This window comes from Mesorhizobium humile (assembly GCF_033977215.1).
Lineage (GTDB): Bacteria > Pseudomonadota > Alphaproteobacteria > Rhizobiales > Rhizobiaceae > Mesorhizobium > Mesorhizobium humile.
The window spans coordinates 12,511-25,989 of record NZ_JAVIIV010000024.1; the positions used below are offsets into that span (position 1 = coordinate 12,511).

At 57.5% G+C, this 13,479-nt stretch carries 11 protein-coding genes and 1 pseudogene; 5 read left to right on the forward strand and 7 right to left on the reverse strand.

Going from position 1 to position 13,479, the window contains the following annotated elements:
* Positions 1–166 precede the first annotated feature (166 nt).
* Positions 167–2,080: an HrpF/NolX family T3SS translocon protein gene (locus RFM52_RS27400; protein ID WP_320296787.1), complete on the forward strand. Its 1,914-nt coding sequence runs from the start codon at positions 167–169 to the stop codon at positions 2,078–2,080.
* A gap of 84 nt (positions 2,081–2,164) precedes the next feature.
* Here RFM52_RS27400 and RFM52_RS27405 read toward each other — a convergent pair.
* The 5 genes and pseudogenes from RFM52_RS27405 to RFM52_RS27425 all read right to left on the reverse strand — a co-directional run bounded on the left by RFM52_RS27405 (position 2,165) and on the right by RFM52_RS27425 (position 6,871).
* Positions 2,165–3,119: pseudogene (locus RFM52_RS27405) on the reverse strand (IS481 family transposase).
* Positions 3,120–3,860: 741 nt separating this feature from the next.
* Entirely contained in the window at positions 3,861–4,439 is a 579-nt protein-coding gene (locus RFM52_RS27410; protein ID WP_320223456.1) for a CpaD family pilus assembly lipoprotein, read from the reverse strand.
* 8 nt (positions 4,440–4,447) lie between these two features.
* Positions 4,448–5,893 (reverse strand): type II and III secretion system protein family protein, encoded by a 1,446-nt coding sequence (locus RFM52_RS27415; protein WP_407046072.1) that lies wholly within the window; start codon positions 5,891–5,893, stop codon positions 4,448–4,450.
* A gap of 29 nt (positions 5,894–5,922) precedes the next feature.
* Positions 5,923–6,609, reverse strand: a complete 687-nt coding sequence (locus RFM52_RS27420) for a response regulator transcription factor (protein ID WP_320223455.1) — start codon at positions 6,607–6,609, stop codon at positions 5,923–5,925.
* A gap of 4 nt (positions 6,610–6,613) precedes the next feature.
* Positions 6,614–6,871 carry a hypothetical protein gene (locus RFM52_RS27425; RefSeq protein WP_320223454.1) on the reverse strand — a complete coding sequence of 86 codons (258 nt, stop codon included), beginning with the start codon at positions 6,869–6,871 and terminating at the stop codon, positions 6,614–6,616.
* 443 nt (positions 6,872–7,314) lie between these two features.
* On the opposite strand from RFM52_RS27425, the gene RFM52_RS27430 reads away from it, so the two are divergent.
* Positions 7,315–7,485: a hypothetical protein gene (locus RFM52_RS27430; RefSeq protein ID WP_320223453.1), complete on the forward strand. Its 171-nt coding sequence runs from the start codon at positions 7,315–7,317 to the stop codon at positions 7,483–7,485.
* On the opposite strand, the gene RFM52_RS27435 is transcribed toward RFM52_RS27430, so the two are convergent.
* Positions 7,480–7,848 carry a hypothetical protein gene (locus RFM52_RS27435; RefSeq protein ID WP_320223452.1) on the reverse strand — a complete coding sequence of 123 codons (369 nt, stop codon included), beginning with the start codon at positions 7,846–7,848 and terminating at the stop codon, positions 7,480–7,482. The two genes, RFM52_RS27430 and RFM52_RS27435, sit on opposite strands and share 6 nt — an antisense overlap.
* On the opposite strand from RFM52_RS27435, the gene RFM52_RS27440 reads away from it, so the two are divergent.
* Both RFM52_RS27440 and RFM52_RS27445 read left to right on the forward strand, forming a co-directional pair.
* Positions 7,847–8,041, forward strand: coding sequence for a hypothetical protein (locus RFM52_RS27440; RefSeq protein ID WP_320228522.1), 195 nt, complete (start codon positions 7,847–7,849; stop codon positions 8,039–8,041). The genes RFM52_RS27435 and RFM52_RS27440 overlap by 2 nt on opposite strands.
* A gap of 612 nt (positions 8,042–8,653) precedes the next feature.
* Complete coding sequence (locus tag RFM52_RS27445; protein WP_320296788.1) at positions 8,654–9,754, forward strand: hypothetical protein; 1,101 nt, start codon at positions 8,654–8,656, stop codon at positions 9,752–9,754.
* Between the two features lie 60 nt (positions 9,755–9,814).
* On the opposite strand, the gene RFM52_RS27450 is transcribed toward RFM52_RS27445, so the two are convergent.
* A complete protein-coding gene (locus tag RFM52_RS27450) occupies positions 9,815–10,963 on the reverse strand; it encodes a Fic family protein (protein WP_320296789.1) in 1,149 nt (382 codons plus the stop codon).
* 455 nt (positions 10,964–11,418) lie between these two features.
* Here RFM52_RS27450 and RFM52_RS27455 point away from each other — a divergent pair, with 455 nt between their 5' ends.
* Positions 11,419–12,870 carry a CYTH and CHAD domain-containing protein gene (locus RFM52_RS27455; protein ID WP_320223433.1) on the forward strand — a complete coding sequence of 484 codons (1,452 nt, stop codon included), beginning with the start codon at positions 11,419–11,421 and terminating at the stop codon, positions 12,868–12,870.
* Positions 12,871–13,479 lie beyond the last annotated feature (609 nt).

Genomic DNA, 13,479 nt, shown 5'->3' on the forward strand with positions numbered 1-13,479 from the left:
TGTTCGACAGCTGAACCTTGTAACCGGTGTTGTCGCTGACGAGGAACTAAGAATCGGCAGCATTGATAGCCGCGCGTTAGTCATGCGGCCGTCGTTCGTCGGGAACGACAGTGGCACCAGGTGACGCAATTGTGGCGGCTTTTAATCTCAACTGTGAGGATGCACGATGTCGCTTAACCTTTTGACAGCAAATAGCTCCACCCCCGCCCCCTCCCCCCAGGCCTGGTCGGGCCCGGAACCTTCTCCACAAATTGTCGCCCAGACCGGGCAAGGCGCGTTTCTGCCCTTCCAGGCGATGCTGTCCAGTTGCTCGCCGCAGGAAAACGCTCCCGATTCCTTCGCGCAACTGGGCCTGCCGCCAGCGAATTTGAAGTCGGCCATGGACGAACTCCAGCAGCACCCGCTTGACGAACTGTCGCCAGATGTGAAGTCATCGCTGCAAGCCTTGCGACAGCACCCGCTCGAGCTCATGCCACCCGCTCTGAGGGAGGCATTGAAATCAATGGATCAAGCCCTCCCTGCAGTCGCTTCGCCTCCCATCGCGCCACCTCCCATCGCGCCGGCGCCGATAGCGGGCACGCGGATCACGTGGTGTGGCGGCAAGCTGACTGAGCCAGAGCTGCAGATTGTAGCGGTGCTGAACCGCCATAAGGACAAATGCCCGCTCAGTTGGGATTCGCTGAGCGAGCTAGCCAATGATCCGTCCACGCCGCCGGATCTTAAGGCTGCAATCGAAAGCTTGCAGCAGGACCCGGAGCTCTTTTATGCCATCGGCTCGCAGGGTGATGGCCGCTGCGGCGGCAAGATCAAGGCAAAGGATTTGTCCGGGTTCTCAGACCTTCACCCACAAGTCGCCGCCTTCCAGGACCAGCAGGCACGAAGCTACGAGCAGAACTACATCCCATCCGACGGATCTGGAAATGGTCAGCCGACGGTCATGACCTTGAACGATGCAGTGCGCGAGCTTTACCGGTACTCCGACAACCTACCCGAGAACCTGAGCTTGGCTGATTTCCGGCAGATCGTTGACGGCACAGCAAAAACCGGCAAATGCCCGCCCCAAGTCACTGCGGCCGCCCAATACTTCCTCACCCACCCGGATTCCTGGAAGCAGTTATACGGTGGCTCGATCGATAAGGTCCACAAATACGACTTCCTGCAAGTCGCTTCATCGTCGATGAGCCTCACGCAACCCGAGCTGAACACGCTCGATATGATTAACCGCAATCAGCAAGCCTTTTTTGGTAGCGGTGTCCTGACCCGGGACAAACTGGCGAAGATGGCGGACGACAAGAGTCTCAGTCCAAAGGTACGACAAGCGGCGTCGCAGCTACTGTCAGATCCCTTATTGTTCGGTTTGCTGAACAATTCAATTACGGGCTATAAGACCCATCATCGGTTCTTCGATTTTGGCGGCGGACATACTGTCGATTCTGGCAACATCAGCAACCGGGACTTCGCCAAATTTTATAACGATATGACCGTTGCGAACCGCACGGTTCAGCAGGCGAAGGCCCATGTTCCCAAGACCGCGGCAGATCAGGACGCGGTCGCGGATATGAAGATGGGTGTGGCGGACCAGCCCGACACCAAGTCTGCCAAGAAGAATGGCGGGGCTTTTATGCACACCATCGACGGCGTGCTCAAGGTGGGTTCCAAAGTTTTTGATTGGGCCGCGACGGCTGTAGGCCTCCTCAGCTTCGTTCCGGGCCTGGGCCAAATCGCCGATGCCGTTTCAATGGCGCTCGAGGGGGCGTCGCAAGCAGGGAAACTCATTCATACCGCTATTAGTGGAGGCAACATTAAGAAGGCATTGGCCGAGGCAGGGCTGGATCTCGCTGCTCAGGCTGTAGGCCTTGTCGCTGGCCCCGAGGTCAAACTCGCGATTCGCAACGGGCTCGCGAAGGCGGCGCTGGAAGAGGCCTTTACGGCCGGCGTCAACCTACCGGTCGAAGCCGCCAAATCCTACGCGGAGAATTATCTAGCCGATCTGAAGGCAAGCCTTGAGGCTGGCCCCATGCAAGCGGCAGGCGTTCCCGACTTTGTAGGTATGGCGACGCTGGCTCAACGCGTGGCCTGACAAAGCAATCCGCGTCTCCTTCGGCGCGGATTGGCCTATCCTGCCAATCAGCGGCTGTACAAACTTTGTCGCTTGATTGGTGGGCTAGGTGTGGAGCCTCAACAGGTTGTCCTGGTTAGAGCGAGGCGACTGATAGGTGTTTTGGACTTTAGGCTGCCATGTGGGCGATGCCAATTGTATCTGTGCAGCCAGACAGGCAGCTCGGCGGAACGGTGATCTGAAGTCGGATAGGCGATGGCATAGGCCCATTCGCGCAGCGCGGTCTGGATGAAGCGCCCGGCCTTGCCGTTGGTCTTGGGCGTGTAGGGTTTGGTGCGAATGTGCTTGAGGCCAAGCTTGCGGCAGCCTTGGCGAAGGCTTTCGACCTGTAGCAGGACCCGTTGTCGATCATGACGCGCTCGACCACGATGCCCAAGCTGGCGTAGTAGGCGACCGCCGCCTTCAGGAAGGCGATAGCGCTCTCCTTCCTCTGGTACGGCAAGACCTGCGAGAAGGCGACGCGCGAGGCGTCGTCGATGCAGACATGGACGAACTCCCAGCCGACGCCGCGGCTGTTGGACTGGCCGACGCGATCGCCGGTGATGCGGTGGCCGACGCGCTCGAAGCGCCCGAGTTTCTTGATGTCGATGTGGATCATCTCGCCGGGCTTCTCGCGCTCGTAGCGGCGCACCGGTTCGGCCGGTTCGACATCCCTCAACCGCGACAGTCCGGCCCGCTTGAGAACCCGGCTGACGGTAGCGGGCGAGACGCCGACCTCATGGGCGATGTGCTTGCCGGTCCAACGTTGCCGCCGCAGCGCCATGATGCGCTCGGCGATCGACGCAGTGGTGGCCTGTGGCATATGGGCGGGCCGCGAAGAACGGTCGATCATGCCGGCCCGTCCTTCGGCCTTGTAGCGCCCGACCCAGCGCGCCACGATCTTGGCTGACACGCCATAGATGCGCGCCGCATGGGCTTTGGAAAAACCGCCCTCTATCACCGACAGCGCCATCTCCTCTCGACGCAGCGGCGTGAGACGGGCATTCTTGTGAATGTTCATTCGGACCCTCCGGTGAGTTCTGAAGCCTGGTAACTCCAGTCTCCTCGGTCCGGTCCGAATGGACAACCTCCTGAAAGCTCACAGCTAGGTGGCGACAGGGTGAACCCTTGGACGTGACAGATCGTGCATTGCATCGTCGGCGCGCCATCCAAAAACGATTTTCGTGAATCCTTCGGACAACAGTTCCGCGGGTCGATCGCCGACGCAGAGCGTAGCTCTACTCGATCCGGTGCCTGAGAGTAGCCTGGCAGGAAGGCGAAGTCTGTCCGACTGCGATAGCGCCCCCCAATGAATGCGCGGCTGTCTTTAGACTGATCTTCCCACGACCATTGCCATTTGCAGGCGTGGGTGACGAGGAGGAGTTGTCGAACAACGCGCGAACTCCTCGAGCGTCAGAGCCGGAGCACCATAGTTATCCCGATCACCTTCTGCACGTGGTACAGGCGGATCGAAAATGTGAAACAGGACAGGAGGTATTTCACGGCGGCGGCGTGAGAAGTCGATCAGTAATTCCAACGAATGCTTCATCCCAGGGCAACCCAGGCAACATTCTGACAACGCTCTGAAGGGCTTTTGGGGAGAGGTTCCTCAAGTCCGATCGCCTAAATTTAATCGCCGCCCGGCATAGCCCGTTGCGTAATGCCTCCATCGATACCCGCGGCACCCAGCGACCATTCCTGCCCTTGCGCAACCGCCGTCATGCGTTGCCTGGCGGCGTATGTGCCATGGCCCCAATTGCTGCTACTTTCCCTGTTCTGCGCTGCTGGTCTTGCCCGTCTCGAAGGTCCTGTATTTGGCAACCGGGATAGCCGCGCGATCACCGAGACTTGGCCTGACAGCGTTGTTGTCGATCAAGTCGCGCGGATCGTTGACCATGACCGCCAAATTGCGGCGAGTCGAACAGCCAAGCGTCCGGTCGAAGGAACTGTCATTGGCTAAAGGGCCGGAAAATGGCGGACAGTCAGGAGGGAGGCTGTCGTAGACAATCGCCTCTATTCGCGCTGCAGAACGGTGGTGCTGTTCAAAGAGGCGGATGTTGTAGCCGTCAACTCCCATCTCCATCACCTGACTGGCGATCTGTGCGCCGAGCCAGGGCGGGCCGCTGATAAAAAGATGGACGGCATCGCTCCGGCCACGGCTGGCACTCGCAATGAAATTACGCAAACGCTGCCGTTCGACAGCGCGAAGGCTCTGCAAGAACAAGACCTTGTTCTCCTGCCGGACAATGATTTCGGTCGATGACTCAACCGGCGAGGAGCTTGTGCAGCCACTCACGCTTGCGCTCAGAGCGACCAGGAGGCTTGTGATCCGCATCATCATGGGCGTTACTATTCGATGATGAAGCCGTCCAAGGCGCCTGAGCCGCCGGTAGCGTGGTCTTGCGGCGGATTTTCCGATGAATTCATCGGAGTGGCCTCCACGTCGGAAGCTGAGCCGAGGCGATCGGTGGGTGCGCTCATCTGCTTGGGATTTGATCCAGGCCTCACGATGTAAGGTGTGACTATGATAACCAGTTCCGTCTCCTCCTTTTGAAATGATGACGAACGGAACAGCGCGCCGAGGATCGGCAAGTCGCCCAGCCAAGGGAAGGCGCGAATATCAGTATTGACGCTACGCCTGATCAGCCCACCGATTGCAAAACTTTGACCGCTGCCGAGCTCAACAGCGGTCTCGGCACGCCGCGTGGAGATGGCAGGCACGGAAATACCGTTGATTTGGACGGCACCTTGCGTCGATAGTTCACTGGCTTCCGACTTCACGCGAATATTGATCTGCTCGTTGTTGAGAACGGTTGGCACGAACTCCAGGCCGACGCCGAAGTGACGGAATTCAACCGAGACTTGCCCACTCCCCTGCACGACCGGAATGGGAAATTCACCGCCCGCCAGGAAGTTGGCGGATTCACCGGACATCGCGGTGAGATTCGGCTCAGCTAAGACAGAAGCGACATGCTCCTTTGCAAGCGCGTCGAGAACCGCGCCAAGGCTGACATTGCCATCATTGTACGCGACGCCGGCCGTACCGCCGCCGCTCGCCGCACCAGAACCGGCACCTTTGCCGCTGGCCAAACCCACTGTCAGATTGCCGATCTTGCCGAAAGCGGACAGGTTGATACCGAGTTCCTTCATGGCGCTACGGGAGACCTCAGCTACGCGCACACTCAGATTGACCTGCAACGACCCAGCGACTTGAATCTCATTGACGACCTGCGCACCGTCACCGAGAAATTGCTCAGTGACTTTCGTTGCGGTGTCGACGACTTGGGCATTGGGCGCTGTCCCGCTAAGGATCGCGCCGCGCGGCGTATAGCTGACGTGGATTGGATAGTCGCCGACCCGAGTCCTCAACATGGCGCGCAGATCCTCGATCGGTTCAGTGACAACAATATGCAATTGCGCGAGAGCCTCCCCGTTGGCGTCCAAAGCGAATAGGCTGGTCCGCCCGGATTTCTTGCCAAAAACGAAGACAGTCTTATTCGAGGGTGCCTGAAAATCTGCGATCGTCGGATCGGCAATAAAGATGCTGGCGGCTGGCGCGGACAAATGAATTGTCTTGCCAAGCGAAGAGGAAAGCTTCAGCGTGCCGTTGATGCTATTGGCAGCGGCACGCGGTTCGCCTTCGTACCGCTTGTTTTGGGCCGTAGCAGAAAATGGGAAGAACAGAATGAGCGCGCAAAAAAGATAGGCCGAGCAAGGAGAAACCATACTTCTCAAACCGCCAACGACGGTCGACCGACGATTGGTGGCAGGATGGTCATTAGGAACGACTTTCAAGGCAACCTTCGCTTTCAAATGCGACCAGCTTAGGCAGATGGCGCGTCAGTCAATTCAAGGATGTAGCCAATGCCACGCGCTGTGTTGATTCGCAGCGTAGCCCCTGACTGACTCAGATTTTTGCGCAAACGATAGATGCCGACTTCGAGTGCGTTGGCCGAAACTTCATCGTCGAACGCATAGAGGCTATCTTCTAGCTGCGCGCGTGGAACAGTGCGACCTGCGCGGTTGAGTAGATGCTCGAGAATACACAGTTCGCGGCGTGCTATCTTTATTGGCTGGCCCTCAACGAAAACTTGTCGGCCGATCGGATCGAATTGCAGGTTGCCAAATGCAACGGTGGGGTCGGTAATTTGTGTTGAACGCCGCAGAATGGCTCGCATTCTGGCGATGAGCTCTTCGGTGCAGAAGGGCTTACGCAGGAAATCATCCGCACCACCGTTGAAAATCGCGATACGTTTTTCGAGATCGTCGACACTGCTCATGATGAGGGCAGGAACCGAATGCCCGTTGCTCCTTAACTGTGCCAGCCAGGGCAAGCTATCACCGTCCGGCATGACCAACTCCAACAGGAGAATGTGATAGCTCGCGCAACAAAATGCAGTGGATGCCTCGTCCAGGGAACGAGCCACGTCAACGGCGAAACCGCAATCCTCGAGCGCCCCCTGTATCGTGCGTGTAAGGTGGGCATGATGGTCAATGAGCAGCGTTCGCATTTCATCACCAATCAAGCACGTCAAAACATGGGTCCCGAATAGTGCGCGGTTTGTCGTGGCCGTCGGGTAGAGGGTAGTCAACGCCCTCTTGTCCGAAGATCTGGTCTCTCCTTGCGCCGTAAATGACCTCACCGGACGGGATAGACTCGTGGCCGCCGCGACCGTCGATCCAGTCAACGCCCTGAGGCTGCTCGATCAGATCGTCGCTCTCACTGCTGAAGAAGGTATCGGGTCCGGTCATGCCGCGAAGAGCGTTTGCCATCGGACATACTCCTGATGATGGTCCCCATCGCTCCCTTAACACTTTACTTTGGGTTCTTGAAAATCGATTGCTTGGATATTGTTCATCCACGTGGCGGATGGATCACATTTCGCCCGTCTACTTTGAGACCTCGCCGACGGGGGGCGCCAAGTGCGGCCCGCCTGACAGTCCTCCGGTATGGCCTCCCTACCCCTAGGCTGTCTCGCGCCTCACTTACCGCTGCTACGCCAGTTAGCTGCCGTAGTTCTTCGTGACTGAGCGCAGTCCAATTTGCGCCAGGTATTCGTCGAGCCGGATGTGACTCAGCAGGTTTAGTCGCAATTTCCCTGGAGCCCGCTAAGAACGCTGTGTTGTCGGAACCGACAAGTCCTTCTGCGGTCTCCAAGCTGCCTTTTCGTCTCCAACGCCACATGAAGGCCGGCCGCACCGCGGCTGAGGGCCTGATGGGCGTCGATTCCGGTGACGGTGAACCCACCATCGTCGAGGTCGATTCCGCGACCAACTCCCAAGCGGGCAATGATGCCTTCCAGGAATTCGTTGGGCGTTATCGTGAAGCCCTGTTCGATGGTGACCGGTCACTGCGGAGCTTCGCCCTTGGATCGTCCTCATTATGAAGGAGCTGGCGCGCGTTCTTTGCCGACAGCGCTGTTGAGCAGGCGCTGCACCTCGGCTTCGACGCGGTTGAGCGAGAGGCCGGCCACGCCGAACCTGTCATAAAGGGATGCGAGCAATGGCGTCAGGAATTCGGCCAGCCGCTCCTCGATGGCATCTACGGGGAGTCTTGTCTCCAGGACCGCTTCATCGCTTCGCGCGGAGCGGCCCTGGACAAGGAGGTCATTCAGCGGGTTTGCCCATGAGCGCAGGACGCGGCCGGCAAGCCCCGCAAACATGGCGCGGAAATGGACCACCACGGAATCATCCGGATCCTTGCGCAGCAGCAACCCAAGACTCTTCGCATGCAAGAAGACCTCGCTCATGCGCCACAAGGGCAGCGTCGTGTCGAGGATGGTTCCGGCGGGAAAGGTTCCTCATCACGACCACTTCGTTCGAATTGAGGTCGGCGGTCGTCAGGTGCTCTTCGAGAAGGTCAAATACGAGTCAAGCCGGGCTTGCGGGATTGAGCGCGACGCAGGCTACATCTACTTCATGGATCGCATAATTGTCGCGTAGCTGGTTAGTCACGCTCAGGGCTTACGCTGCTTGGCAACTTGACGTCTAAATTCGCTGTTATCGACGACTGCGGTAGTCAGCCGACTGCCGCCTACGACGGCATAAACCATGCATGATCCCCGTTCACTGCAAGGGATCCGGGCGGAGCATGGGCGCCTTCTGCTCCTTCGGAGCAAGAGTCTCCGTGATCGGGCTTCTGGGATCGAACTCCTCCTGCTCGTGCACAAGACCACTCGCGGTGAGGAAATCCGCCAAGGCGGCGACCGCGCTCGCGTGCCTGTAGGATGGGACAGGCAGTCGAAGCCGGCGGCCGCTTCAGACGGTCACGCCGCTTGCGCAACGCCTGTTAATCGAGCCGGATACACGCAACTCAAAGGGGCAGGAGAGCGAGGCAGCTGAGGATATCATCAAGCAGTCTGCCCCCGTTCTTGTCTGCTGGCAGCACGAATCGATACCTGCCCTAGCGCGCTCGATCGTCGGGTACGCTCAAATCACACCGGATGGCTGGGATGACGAAGACTACTCCAGCATATGGTTGCTCAGTCTGTCGGACGAGAGCCAGAAGTGGTCCTTTGAAGCGGCCCAAGAGTTTTTTCTTCCGGGAGATCATCCATGACGAAGGAAGCTCACCCAAAGCCGGCGGAGCCAGATTCCGCAGGCACGAAAAGCTGTCCCAAGTGCGGCAGCACAATTCCCCAGCTTGCCGTGGTTTGTCCTGTCTGCAGATCCGACATCGGCGAGAAGACGGCCGGAGAAATGCGCCGGGATCGACTTCTAAAGGTCGCCGCGTTTTTGAAAGACTGGATCAGTTTCCCAGCTGCAGCCTTCACGGCAATCGCGGCTTTCATACTGGCCGCTGAAACCAATGTTTTGCAGATACTTAGGCTGGATACAGCCAGCGTAACCATGCAATTTTTGCGACAGGATTTGATCAACGTGGGGGCTGACGACACGTCGGCATCGCGCCAAGGCGACGAGATCTTCGTTCCTGTGCCGTTTCTGCGTTCCGTTCTTGTGAACGAAGGAGCATCCGTCGCCACCGTGCGACCTGAGTTTATGTGCTCCCAGATGGACAGCAATTCCAAGACAATTACCGGACATTTCTATTTCATAGACATCCAGACTCAGAAGAAGGTTCTGGACGACATTGAGGTCGATCCGAAGAAGCCTTCGTTTGTAAACGTGGCGCTGCGGGATATGGGGTCGAAGGATGACGGTTACGGCGCCACGAAAGAGCCAAATACTTGCATGCTGAATTACTCAGACAAGTACGGAGCCAAGATCGCAACGATAGCGTACACTGCTGGCGACACCTCTCCGATGGAGATAGGCGGGGTCGACGACACTAGAGTGGCCAGAAGGGATATGTACTGTGCCGGCATGGCGAAAGGTTTGAGCCTGGGAGGAGAGCCCATAGACTGCCTCAGCGACAGAAACCTGATCGCAATCGAACCGGTCTACCTGTGGGAGCATGCACTGGAACGTGCTCTTAAGCAGTCGGGTGAGTTCCGGCAGTTTACGCAAGGAACTGCGACGCGCATTCCTGGGCTCATTCTACAGGACTGCGCTGAGGGAAGTTGCGAGCAGAATGTCCAGGAGATGACGAATGCGCTCCGTCATTTCACGCCGAATGTGACGGTTTGGCTGTGCCCACCAGCAAAGACGGAATTGAGCAAATGTACGAAAACCGAATTTCCCGTTGCTGCGCCCTAACGAGATGCGCGTAGCGAAGCGTGCGAATTTCATCGGGTCAACTGGAGGCTGACCATTAACCTAAAGGTTGGAAAAAAGGTTGATGTACGGCGCATAGAAGTAGCGCCTGTTACGGGCCTGCCCAGTGATCTCCACTAGCATGCCGGCCTCAACAAATTTGTCAATTAAAGCGCTTGCATTTGGAAAACTGATTCCGAGCACGTCGCGAACGTTATTTATGCTAACAGTCGGGCGACGGTATAAGTGCTCCAAGACCTTGTTCGCTTTGCCAGCAGAATTTCCGAATTGATCAGATATTATTGACCTATGGCCCTCTCGGAGGCTTACTATTTCGCGGGCCGTTTCCGTAGCCTGTTCTGCGACGTCCCCCACACCTTTCAGAAAGAATTTTATCCACCCCTCCCAATCTCCTTCAATGCGCGTCTTTTGGAGGCGATCATAATACTCCTGCCGATTCTGCTTGAAGTAGTGGGAAAGGTAGAGGACCGGCCGCATCAATAGCCGTCGTTCGAAAAGGAAAAACGCTATGAGCAATCGGCCGACCCTTCCATTCCCGTCGAGAAATGGATGTATCGTTTCAAATTGGGCGTGGCTTAAACCGATTTTGATGAGCGGCGGAATGTGATCTTCAGCGTGAAGGAATTTCTCGAGGTCGCTTAACGCCTCAGCAGCAACCTCATGGGGCGGCGGAATGAAACTAGCAGAATTCAAATTGCTTCCGCCGGGTCCGATCCAGTTCTGGCTTTGCCGAAGCTCCCCTGGCTGGAGCTTGTGACCGCGGACCCCATGCAAGAGCTTCTCGTGGATTTCCTTAATCAAGCGAACCGACAAAGGCAGTTCGTCAAGGCGAGCAATGCCATGGTTCATCGCGGAAAGGTAGTTGACTACTTCGTCAACATCCTTTGGCATCTGTTGGTCATAAATGTCGGCTTCGGCCTTCAGGAGATCATTGATAGAAGCTTGGGTGCCTTCTATCTGACTGGATAGGACCGCCTCCTTTCTGACGTACATCATCACGAACAGATCAGGGTTCGGAAGCGTTTGTATGGAGCCGTCCAGTCGGCCCAAAGCTCGATCGGCCCTGGAGAGGAGATTCTGAAGCTCGGCGTCGATGGTGAGTTGGGGATTGGGCGGCAACGGAGAAGGTATGAAAGCTCGGTAGCCTGGGGGCTGTCTCACATACCGTCCGCTTCTTCCCTCCGCAGCCATCCCGGCGCTCCTTATTAATGATAAACGTTAACAAGGAGCATAATATGCATCTTGCCAACGTCAACCGTTAATATGAGCTGCAAAATTTCCACTTACTAATGCCCGCCAACAATGTGAGGCTGGTTGCGCGACCTTGTTATCGCGTGGGGATGATACCGCGGCTGCCAATTTCCATATTAACGTCTAACGAGAGCAGGACGTGAAAGCGGAGGCTCCAAAGCCGCCAAATTGTCATTGGAGCCGCCTCCGAAATGTTGTCTGGAGCTTCGCGCAACTGGAGACTTTTCGGCTCTAGAAATCCTGACGCCCGTCCGCGCCCGGTTCCGGCTCGCTCCTTGTCGTCTGTCCGCTTGAGGTCTGGCCACAGTGGTCGAGGCGGGCGGTTGTTTGTGACAGTCTTATGACGCACGATGGGGTGGGTCGCCTCGATTGCCGTGAGCGACGCCGAGAGCATCATGCAGGAAACGGAACTGAAGCTCGAGCTTTTGCAATCGGGTGCGCGGTCGCTCCTGAAGAAGAATCCGTTCGGATCCCCGCCCATCATTCTTCAGCAGACATCCATCTATTTCGACACTCCCGGATGGGATCTGTCCAAGCGCGGCCTGTCGCTTCGCATCCGGCAATCGGGAAATGAACGCATACAAACCGTCAAAGCCGGTGATGGTGTCGCAGCCGGATCGTTCACACGCGAGGAGTGGGAACGGCCGGTCGCCGGCGACACACCGATACTTGATGATCCGCAGATCCGAGATCTGCTCGCAGATGCTGGCCCAAAGCTCGCCGCGTTGTTCGAGGTCCATGTCAAACGGCATCGTTGGAATGTGTCGGATCAGGACGCCACGATCGAAGTTGCGTTGGATCTTGGCAAGGTCGTTGCAGCCGATCGCGAGGCGCCACTCTGCGAGATCGAGTTCGAAAAGAAGGCGGGCTCGCCGAAAGCGCTGTTCGCGCTCGCCAGGAAAGTCGACCTCATCACACCGACACATGTCGGAGTGCTGAGCAAAGCTGAACGGGGCTATCATCTGCTGGGCACAGCTCCCGGCGCTGTGAAAGCGGCTTCGACCCCGCTCACGTCCGAGATGAGCGCGGCAACGGCTTTCGCGCACATCGCGGCGGCCTGTCTCAAACAGTTTCGTCTCAATGAAACGGTGCTGGGCTGGTCCCGCGATGCCGAGGCCCTGCATCAGGCTCGCGTGTCGCTGCGCCGGCTGCGCTCGCTTTGCTCGATCTGCAAGTCGCTGTTCCATGACAGCCGTTTTGACCACCTGCGGGAAGAATTGAAATGGCTCGCCTCGGAATTTGGCGATGCTCGCAATATCGACGTGATGATCGACCGTGCTTCGAGCGAGGCTCTTTCAAGCCGTCTTCACAATGCGCGCGACGATGCCTATGCGGCAGTCGAAACATCGCTTTCCTCGGTGCGCGCCCGCTCCTTGATGATCGATGCCACCGAGTGGATCTCCATCAGGGACTGGCGGACCGACCAATCGAGCGACACGCTGCACGAGCAGTCGGCAAGGGATTTCGCCTCCGGTGTATTTGATAAATTTTGGAAAAAGGTGGTAAAGGGCGGCAACAATCTCATCGATGCCGATGACGAGACCCGCCATAAATTGCGCATCGCCGCAAAGAAGCTACGCTATGCGGCTGAGTTCTTCGAGCCGCTCTACAAGAGCAAGGCGGAAGCCAAACGCCATCGACGGTTCATAGAGGCGATGGAAGACCTGCAGGACCAGCTCGGCAGTCTCAACGATCTCGCCACCGCCCCTGATATGCTGGCAGCGCTGTGGCTTTCGGACGTTGCTAGTGCAAAGGACCTCTATAGCGCCGAGGACAAGTCCAAGCTTCTCAAGGACGCCGCGGAGGCACACGACGCCTTGGTCAACACAAGACGCTTCTGGCGCTGAGGCATGCAGAAGGAGCGACGAGGCTGTCTCCAAGCGGCCGGTCTTCGTCAGCTAGGAGGGATTAGCTGCCGAACTCTGAAGCAGCGACTTTGATCGCGACTCGTCACATAGCTGTGACAAACTGCGTAACAGGCGCCGGGACGAGTTCGACCGAAGGCGTGGTTGGCCGGGCTGGGAGGTCTTTGGACCAGGAGCAGAACCCTCTCTAGACCGCGATGCAGTGGATATAACCGGGCTTGATCGGCCCCGACTGCGCGGTGAGAACGACCTACGACATGCATCTTTGCACGACTTCCGGGAGGAAGGAACCTAATGGCAACAGCCAGCTTGACTTGAATGAGCAAACGCGGCGCCGATTTCCTTCGGAAATGGTTGGCGAACAACATTCCTACGGCCAGGGGTTCGGACATTTTGTCGGTCGCCGAGCTAACGCAGCAGCTATTTGCTGACGCAAAGTCTCTCAAGATATCCAGTACGCAAATCGACGAAGAGGTTGGCAGCGTTTATGAGGCGATACTCATTGCGATTAAAAAATAGAACGCCCCTAGTGGGGACGCTGCTTCACCGTGAGAGACGCTTTCTGTTCGCCCTGATTTTCCCGCCGTAAAA

Bases quoted from the DNA above. Each gene is read 5' to 3' on its own strand.
- RFM52_RS27400 (WP_320296787.1), top strand. From the start codon at position 167: ATGTCGCTTAACCTTTTGACAGCAAATAGCTCCACCCCCGCCCCCTCC.
- RFM52_RS27440 (WP_320228522.1), top strand. From the start codon at position 7,847: ATGCGCCACAAGGGCAGCGTCGTGTCGAGGATGGTTCCGGCGGGAAAG.
- RFM52_RS27425 (WP_320223454.1), bottom strand. From the start codon at position 6,871: ATGGCAAACGCTCTTCGCGGCATGACCGGACCCGATACCTTCTTCAGC.
- RFM52_RS27455 (WP_320223433.1), top strand. From the start codon at position 11,419: ATGCAGGAAACGGAACTGAAGCTCGAGCTTTTGCAATCGGGTGCGCGG.
- RFM52_RS27445 (WP_320296788.1), top strand. From the start codon at position 8,654: ATGACGAAGGAAGCTCACCCAAAGCCGGCGGAGCCAGATTCCGCAGGC.
- RFM52_RS27410 (WP_320223456.1), bottom strand. From the start codon at position 4,439: ATGATGATGCGGATCACAAGCCTCCTGGTCGCTCTGAGCGCAAGCGTG.
- RFM52_RS27420 (WP_320223455.1), bottom strand. From the start codon at position 6,609: ATGCGAACGCTGCTCATTGACCATCATGCCCACCTTACACGCACGATA.
- RFM52_RS27450 (WP_320296789.1), bottom strand. From the start codon at position 10,963: ATGGCTGCGGAGGGAAGAAGCGGACGGTATGTGAGACAGCCCCCAGGC.
- RFM52_RS27430 (WP_320223453.1), top strand. From the start codon at position 7,315: ATGGGCGTCGATTCCGGTGACGGTGAACCCACCATCGTCGAGGTCGAT.
- RFM52_RS27435 (WP_320223452.1), bottom strand. From the start codon at position 7,848: ATGAGCGAGGTCTTCTTGCATGCGAAGAGTCTTGGGTTGCTGCTGCGC.